22 protein-coding genes are annotated in these 23,194 nt (G+C 55.2%); 4 read left to right on the forward strand and 18 right to left on the reverse strand.

The annotated features are described in order from the left end of the window. Positions 1–92 precede the first annotated feature (92 nt). Positions 93–992 carry a hypothetical protein gene (locus K2F33_RS27695; RefSeq protein WP_263880151.1) on the forward strand — a complete coding sequence of 300 codons (900 nt, stop codon included), beginning with the start codon at positions 93–95 and terminating at the stop codon, positions 990–992. Positions 993–1,002: 10 nt separating this feature from the next. On the opposite strand, the gene K2F33_RS27700 is transcribed toward K2F33_RS27695, so the two are convergent. Beyond that, positions 1,003–1,491, reverse strand: a complete 489-nt coding sequence (locus tag K2F33_RS27700; protein ID WP_263880153.1) for a DUF1259 domain-containing protein — start codon at positions 1,489–1,491, stop codon at positions 1,003–1,005. Between the two features lie 160 nt (positions 1,492–1,651). On the opposite strand from K2F33_RS27700, the gene K2F33_RS27705 reads away from it, so the two are divergent. Beyond that, entirely contained in the window at positions 1,652–2,902 is a 1,251-nt protein-coding gene (locus tag K2F33_RS27705) for a methyl-accepting chemotaxis protein (RefSeq protein WP_263880156.1), read from the forward strand. A 138-nt stretch (positions 2,903–3,040) separates the two neighbouring features. Here K2F33_RS27705 and K2F33_RS27710 read toward each other — a convergent pair whose 3' ends face one another. Further along, positions 3,041–4,810 (reverse strand): SgrR family transcriptional regulator, encoded by a 1,770-nt coding sequence (locus K2F33_RS27710; protein ID WP_263880158.1) that lies wholly within the window; start codon positions 4,808–4,810, stop codon positions 3,041–3,043. Positions 4,811–4,965: 155 nt separating this feature from the next. Here K2F33_RS27710 and K2F33_RS27715 point away from each other — a divergent pair, with 155 nt between their 5' ends. Next, the gene (locus K2F33_RS27715) at positions 4,966–5,166 is read left to right on the forward strand and encodes a hypothetical protein (RefSeq protein ID WP_105443499.1); all 201 of its coding nucleotides are present in this window, start codon (positions 4,966–4,968) and stop codon (positions 5,164–5,166) included. Between the two features lie 114 nt (positions 5,167–5,280). On the opposite strand, the gene K2F33_RS27720 is transcribed toward K2F33_RS27715, so the two are convergent. The 16 genes from K2F33_RS27720 to K2F33_RS27795 all read right to left on the reverse strand — a co-directional run bounded on the left by K2F33_RS27720 (position 5,281) and on the right by K2F33_RS27795 (position 22,277). Then, entirely contained in the window at positions 5,281–6,762 is a 1,482-nt protein-coding gene (locus K2F33_RS27720) for a sensor histidine kinase (RefSeq protein WP_263880163.1), read from the reverse strand. Continuing rightward, a complete protein-coding gene (locus K2F33_RS27725) occupies positions 6,741–7,436 on the reverse strand; it encodes a response regulator transcription factor (protein WP_076167651.1) in 696 nt (231 codons plus the stop codon). The genes K2F33_RS27720 and K2F33_RS27725 overlap by 22 nt, the downstream gene beginning before the upstream one ends. A 24-nt stretch (positions 7,437–7,460) precedes the next feature. Then, on the reverse strand, positions 7,461–8,234 hold the full coding sequence (locus K2F33_RS27730; RefSeq protein ID WP_263880165.1) for an ABC transporter permease: 774 nt from the start codon (positions 8,232–8,234) through the stop codon (positions 7,461–7,463). A gap of 9 nt (positions 8,235–8,243) precedes the next feature. Next, positions 8,244–9,089: an ABC transporter permease gene (locus K2F33_RS27735; protein WP_263880166.1), complete on the reverse strand. Its 846-nt coding sequence runs from the start codon at positions 9,087–9,089 to the stop codon at positions 8,244–8,246. Beyond that, complete coding sequence (locus tag K2F33_RS27740) at positions 9,086–9,823, reverse strand: ABC transporter ATP-binding protein (protein WP_263882467.1); 738 nt, start codon at positions 9,821–9,823, stop codon at positions 9,086–9,088. Before K2F33_RS27740 ends, K2F33_RS27735 begins: the two co-directional genes overlap by 4 nt. 240 nt (positions 9,824–10,063) lie before the next feature. Beyond that, positions 10,064–11,200 carry a zinc-dependent alcohol dehydrogenase gene (locus K2F33_RS27745; protein ID WP_263880167.1) on the reverse strand — a complete coding sequence of 379 codons (1,137 nt, stop codon included), beginning with the start codon at positions 11,198–11,200 and terminating at the stop codon, positions 10,064–10,066. Positions 11,201–11,434: 234 nt separating this feature from the next. After that, positions 11,435–12,631, reverse strand: a complete 1,197-nt coding sequence (locus tag K2F33_RS27750; RefSeq protein ID WP_263880168.1) for a GTP-binding protein — start codon at positions 12,629–12,631, stop codon at positions 11,435–11,437. A gap of 25 nt (positions 12,632–12,656) precedes the next feature. Next, entirely contained in the window at positions 12,657–13,712 is a 1,056-nt protein-coding gene (locus K2F33_RS27755; protein ID WP_263880169.1) for a metal ABC transporter solute-binding protein, Zn/Mn family, read from the reverse strand. After that, a complete protein-coding gene (locus K2F33_RS27760; RefSeq protein WP_076167668.1) occupies positions 13,709–14,611 on the reverse strand; it encodes a metal ABC transporter permease in 903 nt (300 codons plus the stop codon). The genes K2F33_RS27755 and K2F33_RS27760 overlap by 4 nt, the downstream gene beginning before the upstream one ends. Further along, entirely contained in the window at positions 14,548–15,255 is a 708-nt protein-coding gene (locus K2F33_RS27765; protein ID WP_076169492.1) for a metal ABC transporter ATP-binding protein, read from the reverse strand. Before K2F33_RS27765 ends, K2F33_RS27760 begins: the two co-directional genes overlap by 64 nt. Before the next feature lie 386 nt (positions 15,256–15,641). After that, positions 15,642–16,568 (reverse strand): DMT family transporter, encoded by a 927-nt coding sequence (locus tag K2F33_RS27770; protein ID WP_263880170.1) that lies wholly within the window; start codon positions 16,566–16,568, stop codon positions 15,642–15,644. Between the two features lie 80 nt (positions 16,569–16,648). After that, positions 16,649–17,131, reverse strand: coding sequence for a hypothetical protein (locus K2F33_RS27775; protein WP_263880171.1), 483 nt, complete (start codon positions 17,129–17,131; stop codon positions 16,649–16,651). A 102-nt stretch (positions 17,132–17,233) separates the two neighbouring features. Continuing rightward, a complete protein-coding gene (locus tag K2F33_RS27780) occupies positions 17,234–18,103 on the reverse strand; it encodes an MBL fold metallo-hydrolase (protein WP_263880172.1) in 870 nt (289 codons plus the stop codon). A 45-nt stretch (positions 18,104–18,148) separates the two neighbouring features. Then, a complete protein-coding gene (locus tag K2F33_RS27785; RefSeq protein ID WP_263880173.1) occupies positions 18,149–19,435 on the reverse strand; it encodes an MFS transporter in 1,287 nt (428 codons plus the stop codon). Then, positions 19,425–20,477, reverse strand: a complete 1,053-nt coding sequence (locus K2F33_RS27790; protein WP_263880174.1) for an ArsR/SmtB family transcription factor — start codon at positions 20,475–20,477, stop codon at positions 19,425–19,427. Before K2F33_RS27790 ends, K2F33_RS27785 begins: the two co-directional genes overlap by 11 nt. A gap of 198 nt (positions 20,478–20,675) precedes the next feature. Then, positions 20,676–22,277, reverse strand: a complete 1,602-nt coding sequence (locus tag K2F33_RS27795; RefSeq protein WP_263880175.1) for an S-layer homology domain-containing protein — start codon at positions 22,275–22,277, stop codon at positions 20,676–20,678. A 287-nt stretch (positions 22,278–22,564) separates the two neighbouring features. Here K2F33_RS27795 and K2F33_RS27800 point away from each other — a divergent pair, with 287 nt between their 5' ends. Beyond that, entirely contained in the window at positions 22,565–23,134 is a 570-nt protein-coding gene (locus K2F33_RS27800; protein WP_163872903.1) for a GNAT family N-acetyltransferase, read from the forward strand. The last annotated feature ends 60 nt before the right edge of the window (positions 23,135–23,194 follow it).

Consider the following 23,194-nt stretch of genomic DNA (forward strand, 5'->3'; position numbering starts at 1 on the left):
ACAGAGAATACAAAAAGGCAGTTACAGACTGCCTTTTTTGTAGCCTATATATTTATTTATCAATAAATAAAAAACAGGAGGTTTGAGGATTGATGGAAAACTATATTCGTTTGGCTTTGCGGGGCGCCGGACGCCTTTTTGCGGAGGAGAAGCTGCTTGCTTGGCTCGGTGTTGCGGGGTTTGTCCTTGCCGCGGGCATCGCTGCATATATCGGCATGTTCGGCCCGGTTGTACCGCCGGAGGGCAATGTCGCCAGTGCCTTTTCGTTCAATGCGGCGATCGGCGTATTTATGCTGTCGATTGCCATGCTGCTGCCGCTGTCCGGCTTTAAGGCAAGGGCACGGACGGCCATCCGCCGGGTGTTTGTTCCGATCGTCGTCTATGCATACGCCGTGGAGACAATCCAGCATTTTCGGGGCGTGAACCCGCGTTTCTCGCAATCCGGTTCAATCATCGATACGATCGCCGGAACTGCGTTTGGCCTTGCGTCCTTCATCCTTATTATCGTGACGACCGTTGTAGCCGTCGCCTTTTTCCGCCGCAAGCTCTTAGCCGCAAGGCCGCTTCTGATCCTAGGCATCCGCTATTCATTTGTGTCGGTGACGCTTAGCTTTGCGGCCGGCTTGTGGATGATCGCCCTGAACGGGCGCTTTACAGGAGCAGGCGGCAATATCATCGTCCTGCACGGCCTTGGTTTTCATGCGCTGCAGGTTCTGCCGCTGCTCGGCTGGTTGTTGGAGCGCTCACGGGCCGAAGCCCGGCGAGCACAGCTGCTGTTGCATACAGGCAGCGCCGCTTGGATCGCATCCGTTGCCGCGGTCGCTATTCAGACCGCCGCGGGCCGCACCATTTTCGAGTGGTCAGCGCTGCCCGTCGTGGCGACCGCCGGATTGCTTCTTTGCCTGGCATCCATTGCAGCCGCGGCGGGCACCGAGTTGTTAAAGCCGCGCTTCGCCCCTGCTGTTCCGTCCTTCACTGATCTGGAGCGGTAAACAAACAGTTTTAATGGACCGCGCCTTGGTGTTTCACCGCTTCCATGGCATGGTATACCGTATGACTGAGGGAGGCGAGGTCTCCTTCCGCCTGAAAATGAAGGTACAGCACCTCCGGCTCCTGCTGCATCCAATGATTATGCACAGCTGAGATGTTGATCTTGCCTTTGCGGAGTGCATCAATGACCGGATTGACTTCGTCCTCCAGCAGCGCGAATTCACCGGTCACCACTCCCTTTGCCCCTTGGGGGTCCGTGTGCTCGAAAGTGGCACCCAGGGCAAGATCCATCAGCTCCGGCGACAGGTGACGGCCCATAAGGGATACGTTCAGGTCGCTGCGTTTGATATGCACGTCGCAGACGTTTCCTTCCTGCTGGACGTTTGATTTAAAAAGACTCTTCTCGATTTTGCAAACATCGGCTGGCTTTGCTGATGCAGCTCCTGCCGGAGCAGCCGCTGCCGCCAGAACCATCATCCAAATCATCAACACTATACGCATCGGTAATAACCTCCTGACAACTCACTTTTTTGGTTTATTATGGCTTCATGGAATCACTTTCATGTAGTGAATCGACAAAAATATTCATATATAGACCTTTTGCTCATATCGATGTTATAATATGGTAAAATTTGCTCAATTGAAGGAGGTCTATTTTCCTATGTCTTGGCTGAAGAATCTTCCTCTGTCCCAGCGGGTCCTGGCCGGATGTTACTTGGTGGCCGCATTGTTCGCACTCCCAGCCCTGATTATTTTCATTCTGATCGGGGAAATCCTGATCGGCGCGGCGTTCGTCATCATCTTTGCCGCACTAACTTACCCTTTAGCCCGCTACATCGAGAAAACGCTTACATCTTCGTTTGACAGCATCGCTAACGCCACCGCCAGCATTGCCAAAGGCGATTTTACAAACCGTGTCGATGAATCGGGTTCCATGGGCGACGTCAGCCGATCGTTTAACAGCATGGTGGACAAGCTGAAGAAAATTTTGAACGACGCGTCAAGCATCACCCGCCAGGTGATGGATTCGAGCCGCGGTATCGCAGATAAAAATCAGGAGCTTAAAACCGTCATGGCGACAGTCGCCACTTCGGCCAACGAGCTGGCCGTCGGCGCAAACGAAATTTCCTCGGACGTCGCCGGCATGACCGAATCCATCCAGGCCATCGAGCTCAAAGTCGGCAACTATGCAGCCTCTACCAAGGAAATGAAGGAGCAGTCCGAAATTACCTTCAGCCTCGTAGAGAAAGGACGGCAGTCTGTGGAGAAGCAGGCGGAAGGGATGCGACAGAACGTCGAGGCAACGGAGAATGTGGCCAAGACCATTGACACGCTGTCCAAAAATGCCCAAGGCATCACGAAGATCACCAAGACGATTTCCGAACTTGCCGAACAGACCAATCTCTTGTCCTTAAACGCTTCGATCGAGGCGGCGCGGGCAGGCGAGCATGGGCTTGGCTTTGCCGTGGTTGCCCAGGAAGTCCGCAAGCTTGCGGAGGAATCAACTGCGTCTACACAGGAAGTGTTCAGCCTCGTTAAAAGCATTGAGCAGAGCATTCACCAGGCGATTGACAACATCAAGATCAACGAGGATGTGGTGCAGCAGCAAAATGAACGGATCCGCGAGGCCGAGCAGATTTTTGCCCACATCGTCGAAAGCGTACAATACATAACCGAGCAAATCACTTCATTCTCAAATGAAAGTGACCTGATGCTGGACAGTGCCCGTAAAATATCGGCGGCCATCCAGAATATTTCGGCCATCACCGAGCAGTCCTCCGCCGGTACGGAGCAGGTGTCCGCCGCCATGAACGAGCAGATGATGTCGATCGAGGCGGTCGTCGATGAGACCGAAGCGATGAGACAGGCCGTGTTCCAGCTGCAGAAGACGATCCAGATTTTTAAATTCTAATCGGTATATATGAATAAAGCAGGCATACAGTGGGGTTCATCCCGCGGTATGCCTGCTTTTATGATTAAGCAACAAATTAGTCCTACGCTTCACAAACGTTTCATACTTGAGCACGAGCTTCGCTTTTGCAGTCTTTCGTCATGCCTGTTCGAGCCATACATCCTTAAAGTCAATCCACCCGAGGGGATTCAGGCTGACACCGCGTACCGAGGGATGCAAAAAGGTGCTCAGCCTCCGGTGGTGCAGAAAAATGACCGTCGCCTCATCGCGGAGATGTTCCTCGATCTCCTTCAAGAACATCCGCCGCTGGTCCGTAGATTCGGCCGCCACGGCCGCATCGATCCGGCCGGTAATCCATTCCTTCCGTTCACGGTCAAAATAAGCCTGCATGACGCAATCCCGGTGTTGATAAGCTTCAATTTCGCATACCTCGTCTTCGGGAAATACCAGGCCGGAGATGACGAAATCCGATTCCGGCCACTGGTCATAATCCAGGGTCTCGATTCGGATTCCCCAGGCAGCCAGCCGGTTTACGACCCACATGCCGTCTTCCCCATATTTTTGGTGGCATGCAAAGCGGAGGACCTCTCCGTTATAACCCGATTCTTCCAGCGCCCTCCGGACGCGATCGGGACGCGACGGTTCCACCGCGTGGGAACGGCTCGCGTCAGGGCGGAACCCAAAAGCCGGCAGCGCCCGTTCGCCGCCCAGCTCCGCCACCATATCACCGGGATGCAGGATCATCCGCACGGCCCGCCGGAACGCCTCCGACTGCTGCACACCTTCACGTGACACGTTCCAGGTAAGCAGCGTACAGCCCTGGCACAGTTTCTCGATCTCCTGCCAGGTATCCTCCGGCGTACTCCGGTCCATACGCATCGTATCCAGGCTGTGGTGAACCTTGGCGATTCCGTCCATTTCCGTGCTGCATTCTTCCGGCATGATCACGATGTCGACACCGTCCAGATACGGCCTCCCCTGAAAATAGGCGTCAAACGCCGCCATCCCGATCCGGCCGCTGGTCCAAGTGACCAGACGGAACGGGCCTGTTCCGAGCGGATGGCTCCAATAGCTGTCTTCTTCCATGCCTGCGAAGCCGAAGGGCAGAATCGAAGCCGCCGCCGAGCACATGAACCGGTCAAACATCCAGTTAGGCCGGTTCAGCTTGACCCGCAGAACCCGGGGTCCGATCGTCTCAACACGCTCCACGCCTCGCATCAGCCATCCGTTGGCCGTCCCGTCCTTAAGGCGTTCAAGCGTGAACTGCACATCGCGTGAGGTCAGCTCCTGCCCGTTATGGAAGCGAACCCCCTTGCGCAAATAAAACGTCCATTCCGTGGCGCTGTCGTTCGATGACCAGGTATGAGCGATCATCGGCGCAATCGTGCCGGTCTGTTCATCAAACTTCAGCAGCCGGTCAAAAATTTGCCGGATCAAATGCGAATCGAACGCGTACAGCAAATCGGCAGGATCCAGCGTATGCGGAGATTTCAGCACGGGAAAGATCAGCGTATCATCGGGGCCGCCTTCTTCCCCTTTTTTGTAGCCGAAGTGGTTATCCAGCCATTCGAGAAATTTCGGCTTGGCGTACGTTCCGTTTCCAAATCCCCCGATCAGGTCGAAGGCGCGTTTGTAATCGCCGTTCTCCACAAGATGCTGGGAATACTCGATCAAATAGGCTTCCTTGTCGGCTTTGAACACGATCCTCGACCGGTTCCCCCGGCCAAGCCCGGGCAGCCACTCGATCAAATGCTCGCTTTCAAGTTTTCTTAAAATCAGCTTGGCGTTACGGCTGGTACAATACAGCGCATCGGCCAGCTCATCCAGCGTCACTTCGATAGGTATCCCCAGCTCCGTGCCGCCGCCAAAGCGCTCATGCAGCAGCAAATACCTTTCATCCAACAGCATACTCAGCCCTCCTTGCCTGACGTCCCAAATAAAAGAGGAAATCCTTTTGCGCAAGTATACACTTTTTATCCCCTTTTGAATAGATCATAATGGCATTAGACAGAGAAAAGACAGATTCATCCAATACCGGAACATTTATTCGAGGAGGAGAACACATGCTGGAACATCATTATGTGCAAGAAAAGTTGATGGAATACCGCCAAGCTGAGCATCACCGCAAGCATGCCGGCGTATCAGAAACTACGGAATCAGCTGATCGTTATAAATCCGTCAAATCCCAAAAAAACACGCGTTGGATGCTCGCCATTACTTCTAGCCTGTTAAGACGAAAAAAAGGGAAGCATCCTTTCGCATAAACATCGGTTAAGGGATCTCTTTCACCGTTTCGTTGTGAGATCCAGCCGCCGACAAAACAAAAGACAGGATGAACGCATCCTGTCTTTGCCGGTGCCTTTATAGACGCTTTCCGTTCATTGCCCCGTTTCACGGTTATGCATGTCCGTCCGAACCGTAAACGTAATGCAGGCCCCGCCCTCCGGCCGGTTGGAAGCCTGAATGCCTCCCCCATGCTTATCGCAAATGACGCGGGCTGTATACAGGCCAAGCCCGGTTTGTCCCTTGTCGCCTTTGTAAAATTTTCGGAACAGATTCGGAATGTCCGCTTCGTTGAAACCAGGCCCCGTATCACAGATTTCGTACCGGATGTCCTTCTCGCGAATGGTGAGGGATACGCTGAGGCTCCCCTTCTCCGGAACATACCGGAGGCTGTTCGTAATGACGTTATCCAGAACCTGCCCGACGCGCTGGACGTCCATATAGACGGGATACGGCTCCGGCCGCTCATCGGTCACCGTATATTCCAGCCGGATCTGCTTGCCCGCGCACAGATAGCGGATCTCCCGTTCTTTGGCGCCTGCAAACTCCGCGACATCCGTTTCCTTCACATACAGCGGGAAATATTCCATATCCTTCTCGGAAGCCACCTGAATATCCTGAATCAGCCGGTTGACCCGTTGAATGTTGCCCTCCACGACGCGCAGACGATCTTCGAGCTTGTCACGCGGAATCACTCCCGCGGTATCCGTCAACATTTCTACATTGCCCTGAATAATCGTCATCGGTGTCCGGAGGTCGTGGGCGATGGCATCCATCATATCCCGGCGCTCCTGCTCGAGCTTCCATTCCCGGAGCAGGGAGTCTTTTAGAGCAGCCCGCATCTTTTCAAAAGAATCGGTGAGCAGCCCCAGCTCATTGGCCGCCTTGTAAGTGATCGTAAAATCAAGATCCTGCCTGCGGATCCGCTCGGATGCATCGATAAGTTCATGAACGGGACGGCTGATCCGCCTTCCGAACCGGGCTGCAAATATATAAGTAAAGAGCGCAATGTAAATAAAAGGCGCCGCAAGAAAACAAATATTCAGGGCAAACTTGAGAATATCCGCTGACCCTGGGCCACCGTTGTAAGTCACCTCAAGCTTGTACTCCAGCGCGATGGCGCCGCGCAGCTCTCCAGAGGAAGACGTCACCGGGACGATCTTCGTAATGACGCCGCCGAACCCGATGCTGGGCTGCCGCGAAAAAGAGGTATTTAAGCGTTGGACCAAATCCCCTTTTTGTTTAAAAACCGGTCCGGTCAGTGTTCCGTATAACGCCTTGCCCCCGGCGTCCATCACTTGATACTTGATCCCTTCTCCGGGAATCTTCTCCTCCAGTTTCGGCCGGCTGGCCGGATCCAGCACCGCTTCTCCCAAAGTGCGCGAGTACGCGGCAATCGCCGGAATCTTCTGTTCGTAGTGATTGGCCGGATTGAACCAGCTGCTGCTCGTGAGCCACCAGAAGCCAACAATATAGGTTACCGCCGTCAGCACCAGACTGAGCAGCATGATCAGGATGAACGTAGAGATCAGCTGCTTTTTTATGGAAAGCCGCTCTATAAAGCCGATTTTTCCCATTTATACCCGACCCCCCAAACCGTCGTGATGTATGGGGTATCCGGATCTGTACCGGTCAGCTTCGCCCGGATTTTCTTCACATGCTCCGTTACCGTGCTGGCATCGCCCATCGCCTCAAGCCCCCACACTTTGTCATAGATCTGCTCCTTGGAAAAAACCTGGCCGGGATGCAGCGCAAGCAGCTCGATAATGTCGAATTCCTTCGCAGTCAGCGGAATCTCGGTCTGCTTGTAGGCGACGCTCCGCCCTTTCAGATCGATATGCAGCAGCCCGTACCGCAAGGTGGACCGTTCCGCCTGCTGGCCGGCAGCCCGCCGGCTCCCCCGGAGATGGGCCGCGACGCGGGCCTTCAGCTCCCGGATGCTGAACGGCTTCGTAATATAGTCATCGCCGCCGATGGACAACCCCTGGATCCGGTCTGCTTCGGCCTGCCTCGCGCTTACGAACAATATCGGGCAGCCTACTTCCTCGCGGATCATTTGGCACAGCTCAAAGCCGTTGACATGCGGCATCATGACGTCCAGAATAATCAAATCCGGCCGGTCGTGGATCCGTTCCAGCGCCTCACGCCCGTCTGCGGCGGTCATCACCTCGTAACCCTCCATCGTCAGCGCCTGCTCCAGCAGGGCGGCAATTTCGGCTTCGTCATCCACGATCAGTATTTTGTCGCTCATTCCAGGTACCTCTTTCTTCTCTCTCTATTTGGTCCAGCCTCTCCGCTGCCATAATCCCATTGTAACGGCAAAACCGAATCCAAGACACATCAGAAGCGGCAAATAAAAAGGATGATGGTATAATCCCGCCGTCAATTTAAAGATCGTACTCATTCCCATCAGAAGAAACCCGAATGAATCAGAGACATACAAAGACCCGGCTGCGACCGCAATCCACCCCAAATAACTGAGCACAACGCCCGGCAGCAGCGTGCAGATCAGGCTGGTCAGACTCAGCTGCGCCAGCAGGATCAGATAAAAAAGGCCGTAAGACTTCAAGCAGTAGAAGAACGCCCCAGTCGGGCCGTATTGCTGTTCCGGATTCAAAAACACCACGGTATCCGCGCCGGGCAGAAAAACATAGCCGAAGGCTTCGCCGACGGCAAACGTTACAGCCGTGAACAGCAGCAGCATTCCCGCCAAGTTCATCCATTTAGCCAGGAACAGCTTGGCGAAGGATACCGGGCGAATCAGCACCATCCGCAGCTGTCCTGATGTGTACTCCCCGTTCATGCTGTCGATGATCAGCATCGGTCCGATAATGAGCACGAGGAAGAACGACACCTCTTTCAACAAAAACAAAGCGAAATTTTCCGACACAAGCGGAACGGTCGATACATTATCGAACGCCCCCAAATTCTGCATGCTTAAAAAAAGACAATCCAATCCTATAATCAAGGCAAAAATCAGCAGACTGACGAGCGTCTTTTTCCGTCTCCACATCCGTTCCCAGTCGCTTAACATCATCGCAAGCATCATTTATCCCCCTTACATCCACCGGTCCGATTTTGAAAATACAAGCAGCGATCCCACGCCGAAAACCACGGCATATCCTAAGCCCACAAGCAGCGCGGTCAGGGCTGCGGCTTCCGAACTCACCGCCTGGGCCTGACCCAGTATAACCGCGATTCCGCTGTACTGGATTTCAGTCAACGACAAATACTTGAGCATCCCCGGCAGGCCCAGGCCGCCAACCCGGTTGGCCAGCTCATAAATCAGCGGAAATCCGAGTGAGCACAGCAGAAATCCGAGCCCCAAACCGACGGCGCCCGTCGTCGTTCGCGAAATGACGGCCGCCGCCATGAAGACACTCCCGATCGCCAGCACGCTCAGAAACGCAAGTCCGTAATACAACAAGGTGTAGCCGATCATCCCTTTTAAGGGGACGGTATGGTCATGGTAAAACAGCTGAATGTGTTCGTGAGGCTCGAAGAACAGCAGGCCGGCGGCCATCGACAACAGCAGGTATACGGTAAAATACAGCGCCATCACCGCCATATAGGCCAGCCATTTAGCGCGCAGCAGCTGCCCTGCCGTGAACGAACGGAGCATGACCATCCGGATCTGCCCGCTGCGGTATTCCTCCGTGACGGAAAGCGTGAGCAGGATCAGAGACATCACATTGAACACAACGATCAGCTGCTCGATCAAGGCCATCACCGGAAAATTGCCCGCCCAGGTATACTCCGCACTCGCGGGTGAAATTCCCCGATTGTGGCCGGCATAATATTTGGCGGTAGCCGCGACGACAGCAGGCATGGCGATCAGGAACAGCCAGGTGATTTTGCGCTTCCACATCCGTTCCCACTCGCTTAGAAACAAGGCGCTGTTCATGAGGTCATCATCTCCACAAAGTGCTCTTCGATCCCCTTCGCCCCGGCCGCCTCCTGCCACTCGCGGCTTGTGCCTTCCCAGACCAGCTTGCCTTCCTTGATGATGACAAAGCGGCTGCAAATCCGCTGCAGCTCGTCCAGCAGGTGGCTCGAAACCAGAAACGTAATCCCGCGCTCCTGGTTCAGCCGCTGGATCAGCTGGCGCAGCTCGCGGATGCCCATCGGGTCAAGGCCGTTCGCCGGTTCGTCCAGAATGATCAGCCGCGGATCCCCAAGCAAAGCCTGGGCGATGCCGAGCCGCTGCTTCATGCCGAGCGAGTAGGTTTTTACTTTGTCCGAGCCCCGTTCGCTCAGCCCAACAATCGACAGAGCCTCCTCCACACGTGCTTTCCGCTCTGTCCCCGGCACATTCGGATGCAGCCTTGCCAGGTTCAGCAGGTTGTCCCTGCCTGACATATAAGGAAAAAAGATCGGCGATTCCACAATCGCCCCGACCCGGGACAGCGCCTTGACCCGCTCGTGCCCCACATCGGTTCCGTCAATTCGGATGCTCCCGCCCCCCGGCTTGATCAGTCCTGTCATCATCCGGATCAGCGTCGTTTTCCCGGCACCGTTCGGACCGACAAAACCGCATACATCCCCCGCCTGTATGGAAAAGGACACGTGGTCCACCAAGGTACGCGCCCCCGCTTTTTTCGATACGTTCAATACTTCCAGTACGTTAGTCTCGTTCATTTCGTTCATATGATCTCCTCCTGCCAAGAAGTATAGGAGGCAATTCTAAAGAATTTATAACGTCGGCAAAAAAACCTTGAAAGCAGGGGGGCTTCCTCACTGCGAGAGTCAGAAGCTGTTCAGGTATACGAAAAAAAGGAGGGCGGCAGGATCATTCCTGCACACCACTCCTTTTTGGGTTTGTGATTCAGTGATTCGCTTATATCGCTGCATGAGCTTCTGAACCCGCATAATACCGTTCTAGGGCTTCAGCACGACCTTGATGCAGCTCTCATCCTTGTTATCGAAAATTTCGTAAGCCCGCGGCGCATCGCTAATATGCAGCCGATGCGTAATGATGTCGGTCGGGTCGATTTTCCCGGTTTGGATCTGCCGGAACAGCTCGGGCATGTAATGAATGACGGGGGCCTGCCCCATTTTCACCTGCACGTTGCGCTCAAACAGATGGCCGAACGGGAACATGTTGTATTTCAGTCCATACACCCCGATCACCTGAATCGTTCCGAACTTGCGGACGACATTGGCGGCCGTATTAAAGGCACCAAGCGATCCTCCCTGCAGCATCAGGGCTGTCTCGACCTTCTCCATAGCGGTCCGTTTGGCATCCAGTCCCACACAGTCGATGACAACGTCCGCGCCGCCCTTTGTCGCCTCCAGCAGCGTTTGGTCGATGTCATGAGTCTTCTCGAAGTTGTACGTCTCCACGTTGTTTGTCCGTTTGGCATGCTCCAGCCGATAGTCCACATGGTCGACCGCGATGACGCGCTTGGCCCCTTTTTTCCAGGCGAATTTCTGCGCCAGCAAACCGACCGGGCCGCAGCCGAGGATAATGACCGTATCGCCGGGCTTCACGCCGGCATTGTCCACGCCCCAATAGGCGGTCGGAAGAATATCGGAGAGGAACAGAATTTTCTCGTCCTCCACCTCGGCATCCTCCGGTACCTTGAAAGGCACGAAATTGCCGAAGGGCACCCGGAGAAGCTCCGCCTGCCCTCCCATGTAACCGCCGTACGTCTCCGAGTAGCCGAAATAACCGCCCGTATCCTTGGCGTCATTGGCGTTGTCGCATTGGCTTTCCATCTGGTTTTGGCAGAAAAAGCACTCTCCGCACGCAACATTGAACGGAATGATGACCCTGTCGCCTTTTTTGACACGGGTAACGTCCGGTCCGGTCTCTTCGACGATCCCCATTGGCTCATGACCGATGACATAATCGTCGTACATCCCCGGAATCAGCCCGTGGTAAATGTGAAGATCCGAACCGCAGATCGCGGTGCTTGTCACCCGGACGAGTATGTCATCCCGCTTGACAAGTTTCGCGTCGCCGACCTCCTTCACTTCCACCTTCTTTTTGCCCTGATAGGTTACAGCTTTCATGCCAGCATCGTCCCTCCTTGGATTTGACCGTAGTGTCTCCCCGAACCTGCGTTTTCACGCATGGGCGGCGGGTGAAGTCCCTTATCCTTTACACGCAATCCGGCAAATTCAAACGCGAGACGGGCTTGTGATGCTCCATAGAGCCTCGGAAGGCGTAACTTGGCGATTTACGAAAAAAAGCCGCCCGAATGAACCCTTTTTCGGACGGCCAAGCTCTGTACGTAAGTACCTATGTTACTGGATTTCGATCCAAGGCAGCGGATTTCGAAACTCAGCCCAGTTCATTTCCATCTCTCCGCTGGTCAGCAGGCACTCATCGAGGCGGCGGGTGATGCCTTCCCGGTCCATGTCGATCCCGATCAGCACAATCTCGTTCATCCGGTCACCCCAGGTTTCGTCCCATCTGCGCCGGAGATCCGGCTCCTGTGCCAGCCATTCCCGCTGCTCCGCCTCCGGAAGCGAAGCGACCCAATAGCCTGCCGGGCCAAATTGGATCGACGGTCCCGCCTGGCTGATGCTCGCCGCCATATCGCCGCGGACAGCCAGCCAGACCAATCCCTTGGCGCGGACGATCTCCTCCGGCCAGTCCGACAGCAGCGCGGCAAGCCGCTCCGGATGAAACGGGACCCGCCGGCGGTACACGAAGGAGCCGATGCCGTATTCCTCCGTTTCGGGCGTATGATGTTCGCGCTGCAGCTCCTGAATCCAGCCGGAAGACTGGCTCGCCGCATCAAAATCGAACAGGCCTGTATACATGATTTCACCCGGTGCGACCTCCCCGTTCACGGTCCGGACGATTTTGGCTGAGGGCTGCAGCTTCCGGATCAATCCCTCCAGCTGGTTTAACGCCTCTTCTTCCACCAGATCGCATTTGTTGAGGAGCAGCACGTCGCAGGTTTCGATCTGATCGATGAGCAGATCGGCCACATCGCGGTCATCCTCCTCCCCGGCGCCTTCCTTCCGGTCGAGCAGCGTTTCCCCTGAGGCGAAATCATGCCAGAAACGGTACGCATCGACTACGGTAACCATGCAGTCCAGCCGGGCGTATTTCGTCAAATCGATCCCTGAGGCCTCGTCCTGGTAATGAAACGTTTGCGCAACGGGGATCGGCTCGGAGATGCCTGTCGATTCGATCAGAATGTAGTCAAATCTCCGCTCCTCCGCCAGCTTGCGGACTTCCTGCAGCAGGTCGTCCCGCAGCGTGCAGCAGATGCAGCCGTTGGACATTTCGACCAGCTTCTCGTCCGTGCGCGACAAGGAAGTCTCAGATTGGACGAGCCGCGCGTCTACGTTAATTTCGCTCATATCGTTCACGATGACGGCGACCTTGACGCCTTCGCGGTTGTTCAGCACATGGTTTAAAACCGTCGTTTTGCCAGATCCGAGATAACCGCTCAAGACGGTGACCGGAATGACGGATGATTGGTTCATAAGAGCAAGTCCTCCTGTCATGGGATTATTCATTCAGCGCCTTCACCAGCGCCGTTAAGTTTGCCTGCATAATCTGGAGATAGTCGAGGTTATTGGCTTCGTCTTCTGCGGTCAGCCCCTCGATCGGATTCAGCACGGCCGACTTCGCCCCGACCTCTTTGGCGATCGTATCCGCTACACTGGAGGATACCAGCGTCTCGAAGAAAATCGTCTTCACCTGATGAGCCTTGGCGAACTTCACGACCTCCGCCATCGCCTGCGCCGACGGTTCCTGTTCGGGAGAGAGACCGGCAATCGGTACCTGCGTCAGTCCATACGTGTGGGCCAGGTATTCGAAAGCTGCATGCTGCGTAACAAAATCTTTTCGCTTTGTGCCCGACAGCTCTTTCGTGTACTGCTCGTCCAGCTGCTGCAGCTTGGCTATGTAGGCAGCGGCATTTTTTTCAAACTGTGCCTTGTGCTCCGGCGCCTTCGCGGACAGCGCTGCTTCGATTGTGCGGACTTCTCCGATGGCAAGCTTCGGCGACAGCCAAACATGGGGATCGAAAGCGCCGTGATCGTGCTCGTGTTCATGCTCATGGGCATGCTCCTCTTCGTGTCCGGTTTCCGCTTCAGCCGCATGCGCGTCTCCATCTGCAGCGTCATGGTCATGGTCATGATCGTGGTCTTCTTCTTCCGTTCCCGGGATCAGCTCCAAGCCCTTGCTCGCTTCTACCGCCGTCATCCCCTTGCTGTCCGAGCCGGAGACCACCTGATCCACCCAGCTTTCCAACCCGGCTCCGTTATAGACCAATATGTCCGCCTGCTCGATCGCGGCCATATCCTTCGGCGTCGGTTCCCAGTCGTGGGGCTCGGTGCCTGCAGGAACGAGCAGATGCACATCCGCCAAATCGCCGGCAACCTGGCGGGTAAATTCATACATCGGGTAGAAGCTCGTTTCGATTTTGAGTTTGTCCTTGCCGGCCACGGTCGCCGCAGCCGGCTCAGCGCTATCATTCTTCGCTGCCGATCCGCATCCGGCCAGGACCAGGATCATCGAACTTACGATAAGTGCAGATAGAAAGGGTGTTCTTTTATTCATGATACGTTTGTCTCCTCTTCTTGATATGATGTGCTCATTACCTGCCTGGATGCGGACGGGACGGCCCTGACCGCTTCTCCCAAGTGGCGCTGTCTGCGGCGCTGGCCGACCTTCTGGACGGCAATGCCCGCAAGAAGGATCAGCAGCAGCGTCAGCGCAATCGTGCCGCCTGGCGGAGTATCCGTGTAATAGGAAGCCGTCAGGCCGCCGAACACGCCGGTCAGACCGGCACAAACCGCCAGGATGCACGCCTGCAGAAAGCCGCCGGCAAAGCGCAGCGCAAATGCGGAAGGCAGCACGATCAGTGCCGAAACCAGCAGGACGCCGACAATCGGCATCGCCGCAGCCACGATCAGTCCCGACATGACCGCGAATGCGAACGTCAGCAGCTTGACCTGTACGCCGCCCACGGCAGCCGTCTCCTCATCGAATGTCAGCGTATAGAGGTGGCGCCGAAGGACGGCGAAGAAGATCAGTCCACCCGCTGTCACCGCGGCGATGATCATCAGCTGCAGCGGATTCACGGCCACGATGGAGCCGAACAGGTAGCTGCTGAAGCTTTTGCTCAGGCTGCTCTTCATGCTCATCAGCACCATCGCCAGCGCCAGCCCGGACGTCATAATGATCGCAACAGGAACCTCGCTGTATGCGCGGTAGGACCTCCTGAGCTGTTCAATCGCAATCCCGCCGATCACCGCGAACAGGAATCCCGCCAGTACAGGGCTCATATGCAGGACGCTCCCAAGCGCCACGCCCGCCATAGATACATGCGACAGGGTGTCCGCCATCAGCGACTGCCGCCGCAGGACGAGAAACACGCCGAGGATCGGGGCGATTAATGCAATAAGACCTCCTGCCCAAAAGGCGCGCTGCATGAATTCGAAGTGAAGCATTGGCAGTCCTCCTCCTTTCCTTCCAACCGGATGACCCGGTCTAAATAGGGACGGGCTTCATCCAGTCCATGCGTCACCATGAGCACCGTGCGTCTGGCATCCGCGGATACATAGTCCCTCATCCATTGGTAAAATTGCAGCCTGCTGCCTGCATCCATGCCAGTTACCGGCTCGTCCAGGACAACCAGATCGGGCTGCTGGGCCATGACGCGGGCGATGCATGCCTTCTGCTTCTGGCCGCCGGATAACCCGCCGATTTTTCTGGTGCGGTATTCCCACATTCCCGCCCGCCGGAGGCTCCATTCCACGAGCGCATGCTGCTCGGCGCCGAAGCGGCGGAACAATCCAAGCTTCGGGTAGCAGCCGGAACGGACCAGCTCGATCACCTTGCTCGGAAATCCGCTGTTGAACGAGGCTGCCTGCTGCGGCAAATACCCGATGGCCTTCCGGTTAAAATCCGGGGCGTAGCTGACCTCGCCGCTCCACGGCTTTACCAAGCCGAGCAGCAGTCTCAGCAGCGTCGACTTGGCTGCACCATTCGGCCCGCTGACCGCGATAAACTCGCCGGATTCAATCCGAAGCGAGACGTTATGTATGACGGGGACCCCATCATAACCGTATACAACGTTGTTCATTGCTGCGATATTCATCCCGTTTTCACCCTCCTCATCGTCAAGGGATGAATCATTCCCTCTCGGATTTATTCGTAAATATTACGATTAATTCCAGACAAAAAATTTTTGCCCTTTCTGCAGCTTATGGAGTTTCAAAGCGACTGCCGTTCCTGTGGCTTGCTTATAATCTCGCGTATCATCCATTCAGTCCGATTTTTTCGGGGAATAGGATGGCAAATATTCAAATCGGTACATTATATGGATTATTAATCGTAATTATTACGCTTTAACGATTAAACCATAAAACATCCAAGCTGGCAAGTAAATCGTAATAATTACTATTAAATTTTCTGTATAAAGGGTTTCATCGCAAAAAAAAGCGGCTCCGACCATAGGTCGGAGCCGCTTCGTAGTTGGTCAAATCATGGCGCCGGATGGGCCGGCTCGACGGGAATATCACTTTTCGGCCGGCTTTTGAACTTCCCGGCGTTCAGAAATACGATCAGGCCGGCAATCGCCAGCAGTCCCCCCGCCAGCTGAAACAGCGTGATCGCTTCACCAAGGATCAGGAACGCGAGCAGGCTCGCGCCAACCGGTTCTCCCAGGATGCTCATCGAAATCGTCGATGCGGGCACGTACTGCAGCAGCCAGTTAAACAGCAGATGGCCAAATACCGTCGGGACGACGGCCAGCAGCAGAAATATTCCCCAGTCCCGTCCCGGGTATGCCGTAAAAGACACCCCGACCGCCGCGTTATATACGGCAAACACGACCGCGGCCGAAAGAAACACGACAAAGCTGTACACAAAGGATGGCACGCGGGCGACCATTTTTTGCCCGATCAGCATGTGCACGGACACCGCGAGCGTGCCAAGGACGGACAGCAGATCGCCAAGCAGATTGTCACGGGATACGCCGATATCGCCGAGTCCGATCAGAACGGCTCCGGCAATGGCGACCACCATGCCCGAAATGGCTGCAGCCGACGTTTTTTCCTTATAAAAGAAGAACGCCCCGATGACGATAAAAACCGGCTCCAGCGCTAATATAATCGTTGAGCTGGAGACGCTTGTCAGCTTGAGCGATCCCATCCAGAGCAGGAAGTGAAGCGCGAGGAAAAAGCCGGACGTCCCGAGGAGCAGCCAATTTTTTATGGATAGTGCCCGTAATTCCTTCCAATGGGGCTTGAGGAAGGGAAGCATCAAAATCGCGGTAAACAACAGACGGTACATGCCCTGCACCGACGCAGGCGCGGACGACCATTTTACGAAGATGGAAGAGAACGATATCGCCGTAATGCCGATCAGTAATGGAATAAATGTAGGTAGGGGTGCGGATGTTTTTCTCATGAATGTTCCTTTCAACTGACATAGGGTGCGCTACAACATGTTATTGTAGCACGCCTCATCCGCCCCGTCATGCCGAAAGTTTAGTACGGACGTCTGGATACGACCCACCATCCGCATAGCATGGCCGCTGATACACAGAATAACAAAATATGGGCATTGTAATAGAGTGAATTATTATACGGATTTAGTGCTCCTAGGAAAAGCGGCGAGCCGGCCTTCTCCGTCATATGGCGGTAAGTATCCACCCACTGCATGATTTTGCGGTATTGGAAATAAACGGACAGGAGAAGAGCGAGCAGGGAAAAAAGGGGTAACCAGATCCGGTAAGCCTTCTTTACGATATGGTCGCTGAGGTCGTCAAAATATTTGACAGCCATAATAAAGGTCGCGATCATCAACATCAGCGCGGCCGTCCAGGCCGGAAACAAAAACAGCAGTCCGGGATTGCCGTTGCCGGATATCCCCCTTCCATGGTACCGGAAGGTCGTGAGGTCGACGAGATACACGAGGAGTACGCACAGCAGCACAAGCACGGCATACCATTTCACCGATTTTACGGACAAGAGTGCGGTTCACTTCCTTTCTACAAACGTTGTATTTTGATAAAAAAAGCCGTATTCCAGGAGTATGGCCCCCGTTGTACGGCTGATCGTTCTAAGCTGCGATTAATGTTCGTACCGTTTCACGTAGGTCCCGTGATCCGGAATGGCCAGGCTGTCGAATTGTTCCGCCAGTCTCTTCAATCCCGCCGCCAGCTCCTCGCCGGTTACGGGCTCTCCGTGCCCGGTCACAGCTGCATCCGGGTGCAGAGCCTCCAACCGTTTGACCGACTGCCAGGCCGCAAACCAATCCGGCGTAAAATACCGCGGCGGTCCGCTAATTTCCACCTTCTGGGTCAGCACTTTGTAGAGCTCATCCTGGCGGACGGTCGTAAAGGCGTCCCCCGCAATCAAAGTCCGGTCCTTTTCCCGGAACAGGGATACATGCCCGGGCGAATGTCCCGGCGTAGGAATCCACCTGTATTCCGGCATGCCCGGTACGCTTCCGTTATCCGGCAGCGGCTTGACCCATGTGCCCACGTTGACCGGCTCATTCGGAAACGCAAAGGACAGCTTCGCGAGCACTCCGCCTTCCACGGTCGGGTCGGGCTTCGGATAGCTTTCCTGTCCCGTCAGGTATGGCATCTCCAGCTTATGGGCATATACCGGGACTTCCCAGTGCTTCACTAAATCGATCAGTGCGCCCACGTGGTCAAAATGGGCATGGGTCAATATAATCGCTTCCGGACGGCGGCCAGACCCGAAGCGCTCTTCCACTGTCCGGATGATGTCATCCGCCGAACCCGGCATACCTGCATCGATCAATACGAACGATCCAGCCTGCGGGGCACCGGCCAGCACAATATTTACGATTTGCACCGTGTAGCTGTATACGTCCGGGCGAACCTCCACGCCCTCACCGCTGGCCGCCGAGGTGGCGGGAATATAATGATAGTCTGATCCGTAAGACAGCTCTTGATCGGTACCTTTCTCCATAGTCAACCTCTTTTCCTTCATGTGGTATGTAAAACGGTTGTTTTCCTATGGATATTTTCTCAATTCACCTGCCGGATTATGTCTGAAAATCATCGTCCAGACCACACCGATTCCCGTCACAGCCATAATGAGCAGTCCGACCGTCAGGAACAGCCGGGGAATTCCGTACGCCGCAGCGCAAAAAGTGCCGTAGAGGATACCAAGCGGTCCGGCAGATTTGACGAGCAGCAGCCGCATCGATAAAACCTGCCCAAGGACCTGCTCAGGGACCAGCCTGTAGAAAGCATTACTGCTGAAGACATTCCAGAACGGCATCGCGATCCCCGCAGCCAGCTCGATCACCAAGGCAGCAGGCAGGCTGCGAACGAGCGACAGCCCGACGTAAGTCGCCCCGCCGGTCAGGAGAGCGGTGAGCATGGTGCCAAGCATCGGAGAGGTTCCCCTTATTCTGCCGGCTGCCCAGCTGCCCAGCACATACCCGCAGGGAAATGCGGCCGTAAACCAGCCATATTCCGCCGCGCCACCGCCAAGCACCTCCGAGACGTACGGGATATACATCGCCTGCGTAGCCGCTACGCCAAAGCTGGTAACGGAGACGAACAAAGCGAGCGCAACCAGCAGGCGGTTGCCCGAAAATACCTTCCATCCGGCCCGGACCTGACCGAACCAAGCCGCTCCCGCGCCTGACCGGCCTTGTTCAGGAAAAGCAGCGTAGGCAGGTGGCCCCTCCCGAATGCAGCAGATGCACAGGAAAGAGCCGGCAAACAGCAAAGACAGGATCAGAAGGAGCGTTCCCGGTTCAAGGACCTGTACGCCAAGACCCGCCAGCGGGAAGGCTAAGGTCCGCATCAGCTGCACGCTTCCCGACATCCATGCATTTTTGCGGGTCAATTCTTCCTCATGCCTTACCAGCTTCGGAAGCAGGGCACCGGAAGCAAGGTCGTACATGACAAACGAGCTGATCCAAGACGCCGTATACAATATATATGACTGTCTTTCCCCGGCTATCCACATCAGGCCCGCGGCAAGATAAACCGCAGCCCGGACGGCTTCCGACAGCTTCATGACCACCGTTCTTTTCCACCGGTCGATCAGGGGACCGGCAAGCAGCTGAACGCCCCATTGGGAAGCGAAGCTGATCAGCCACAGCCCTCCCATCGCCACTGTGGAGCCTGTCACCTCATACAGCAGCCAGGAGAGGATAAACGTACCGCAGGTGCCGGCGAACATGGACAGCAGCTGGTCCGCATACAGCCATGCGAAATTTTGCGGCCACCGCCTCAGCTGTGCGTAATCACCCTCCGCTTGTTCCGGGTTCTGCCTATTGATCATGGCTGCCAGTCAAAAATTCGTTCAGCTCCCGTTCATGATGGTGAAGTGACTGCGGATTCCAGGCATAGCTGCCGCCCTTCACCCGGATGAGCCCGGCTGCGCGCAGAACGGCCAGATGATGATGCACCGTCGTTTTCCCCAGCCCCAGGGCGTCGGTCAGCTCCTTCAGCGTCCGGTCCTTCCCGGCGATCAGCTTCAAGGCGCGGAGCCTTTTGTCATCTCCCAGCGCCTTGTAGATCTGCACCAGCCTGGACGGCGGCTCGTAAGGATCCCGGAGCCCCGGCAGGCTGGTCTCGCTGACAGGATAATAGAATACCTTCGTTTGCGGCAGCGAAGCCTCCACCGTAAACGGCCTATAAATGATATGAGGAATGAGCAGCACCTGCTGAACCCCCGGCTCGGGGGCATACTCCACACCGGTTGCCCTCAGGACAGCCTCCTCAGGTGAAAGCGTCCGAAGCCAGGCCTCCTTCTCCTCCGCATCCCGCTTCAGCACGGCCGCCGTTATCTCCCGCTCGCGTTCCATAAACTCCGCGTCCCACAGCTGCAGCAGAGCAATCAGATGGTCCCTTAGCGTATCGGCATCCGTCGTCATCACATCATGAATCAATTGTGGAAAAAAACGGTGTCCACGGCAGGCATCCATCATCTCTTCCGCACCAGCCGCGTCTCCTTCCGCCGCCCGTCTGCGGGCTGGCTCCAAAGCTGTCTCCAGGTAAGGGAGCACAAGAAAGCGGAACTCCTCCCTGCTTAGAGCATGAGCCTCCATTGCAAAGCTTTCAATCGTCTCGCAGTTCAAGGAATGCAGCAGCTGGAGCAGCATTTTCCAGGTGTTATGCTCCTGGCAGAACTGAAGCTCGGCTTCGAGCCGGCTGCTGGCTCTTTGGCGCAGCTGGGCATAATATTCGCCGGGCTTGTCTAGCGACCCGTGAAGCTTCGGATAGGTCAGCACGGCTGCTCCCAGCGCGCACTCATACCAGATGGAGGACAACACTTTGGCCTCATAGCTCGTTCTTTTAAAGGAAAGATCCAGCAAGTTCATCCCCATTCTCCTTCCCAAATTCCATAGTATCGATACCGGTGAATTCCAAAATCTGGACTAATATGTTTTTATTCTAATCGATCAGTTTAAGATATTCAATAACTATAGAACATTACATTCTAATTTTATTGAACTTTAATATAAAAATAGAGCCTGATCTATTTAAAGATCAGACTCCACTAATCTTACTGGTCATGATTAGTAGGAAGCATACCTTTCCGCATTGGACATCGCCGTCCATACGTCAGGCGTCTCCGCTCCCATATACCAGAAAGCGTAACCGGCTACTCCCCGGTCGGCTGCCATAACATATTTTTTCGTGATGGACCGGCTGTCCTCAATCCATATTTTATGGGTATATCCCTGTTTTTGATATTTGAAAACGTACTGCCCCAGGTTGTCGTCCCAGGTGCGGTTATAGGCCACAGAACGTGTTCGGACGCCCTGCTGTGCCAGGTTCAATTCTTCCGAAGTGGCTCCTCCTTCTTTCAGCGTCCAGTCCCGGGTATAGAATGGCAGGGCCAGGATCGTCTTGGACGATGGTACGGAGCGAAGAAGCTTATCCAGCGCGCTTTCTACCCAAGGGTAAGAAGAAACGGACCCGGCGATCGGGTCGCCGCCCCAATGCTCATCGTAACCCATCAGAATGATATAATCCGCGGCCTGTCCCAGCGCCTTGTAATCGAAGGCTTCCGTCCAGTCGGTTCCGAGGTCCGGCGACACGTCGATCGATACGACGCCGCCCACGGTACGCAGACTTTGGTCCAGCTCCGTCACGAACGCCGTCAGTGCTTCACGGTCCTGAGGGCTGACATTTTCAAAATCGACGTTGATGCCGTTCAGACCGTACGATTTGACATAAGCGGTCAGCTGTTTGATCACGCTGCTTTTTTTCGCAGGATCGGTCAAAATATCGTCCGTCAGCTCGGGATCCGAATGATTCCCGAGGAGCGCCCACACTTTTTTATGATTCTGCTTCGCCCAGTTCAGCAGGCTGGCGTCTACGTGGTTGGACAAGGAGCCGGTCCCCTCCTCCAAGAAAAACCAGCGGGGTACGATCGTGTTGACGTTGGATGCCTTCACCTTGGCGATAAACTGGGAGATGGTCAATCCGTTCTGCCATCCGACCTGCAGAGAGGACGCCGGCGTGGAATGGATCGCCTGATCCCATGACGAAATTTGCAGCACGCGGTCAAGCACGGCCGCCGTTTCTTCGCGGGTCATGTTAGCTTTGGGGCGGAATTTTCCGTCCGCTCCTTCCATCAGGTCTAGTGAAGCCGCGGCTTTGACATAAGGGCGCGCCCATGCGGAAATGCTCGCGGCATCCTGATACGGCAGCTGCCCTGCGCTGACCGCTGCCGGTTCCTTTTTCAGCGCGCGAACGACCAGGACTGCGGCTTCCTCCCGGGTAATATTCGCCTTCGGCTCAAAGGTGCTGTCGCTTTTCCCCTGAACAATGCCAAGGTTCAGTCCGGCCTGTACCCAGCCGTAATACCAGGATGTGCGCGGAACATCACGAAAAGCCGGGATGTCCCCGTCCACTTCCTTCAATTTAAGCAATCGGTCCGTCATGGCGGTAAACTCGGCACGCGTCACCGTTTTGCGCGGTTCAAACGCTCCCCCTCCCGTCCCTTCAACAACGCCCTCGTGAACGAGGTCGACGATTTCATCCCGGGCGAAGCTCCCCGAAATGTCATGAAAAGGCAGACTCGAGCTGCCGGATGCGGCATATACCGGTCCAGTACTTGCGGCCAGCATGAATGCTGCAAATAAGGTTACTAACTTTTGCGGTTTAATCAAGGGAGGGTGCCTCACTTTTCATAGAATAGATTTTCTTTCATAGAATGCTTACTCTTATCCTATCAAAAAGATGCGGACGATTTGATCGCTAAATATTGGTAGATATGGTATAAAAACTGTCACAGTAAAGTGGAATGAAAACGGGAAGATACGACAGCATTTGCCATGGACAGGCCTGGAAATTAGACTTATATTACTGTAAGCAGGCATCCAGATTGCCGATATGAAGCGGCCGGAAATATAGTTGGAATGCCATCGACCGATATTATATTTAAGGAGGGATTATAATGCTGCTGGATCAGCATGAGGCCATTTATTTAAGAGAGCTGGTGGAAGAGGATGCAGAGGCGCTTTTTACGCTGCGCCGAAATAACCGCGACTTTCTTCAGCCCTTCGAACCGATTCGTCCCGAGTCGTTCTGGACGCTGGAAGGACAGGTCAAGGACGTGTGGAATGGCATCACGGGCGCTGAGCTGGATCAGGCTTGTGTATTGGGCATCTTTTTAAAGGAATCGGATCGGCTGATCGGCCGGGTTGCCTTGACGGCATTTGCGCGGGGCGTATTTCAAAACGCCAACATCGGCTACTTTATGGCCCAAGATCAGAACGGAAAAGGTTATATGACCGCGGCCGTCCGCATGAGCGTGGATCATGCGTTTCGAAGCCTCGGGCTGCACCGGGTGCAGGCCGGCGTCATGCCGCGGAACCTGCGGTCGCTGCGCGTTCTGGAAAAAGCAGGCTTCCGCCGGGAAGGCCTTGCGGAGCGGTATTTGCAAATCAACGGCGTGTGGGAGGATCATGTCCTGCTTGCCGTGACGGCGGAAGAATGGCCGGGCCTCGAGCAGGCGGCGGAATAGCGAAGAACTTAGAAGGAAGGCTTGCGATTTGCCGGACGATCTTGAGTCCTTCGTGAGGCT

The organism is Paenibacillus sp. PSB04, assembly GCF_025809195.1.
GTDB classification, from domain to species: domain Bacteria; phylum Bacillota; class Bacilli; order Paenibacillales; family Paenibacillaceae; genus Paenibacillus_AQ; species Paenibacillus_AQ favisporus.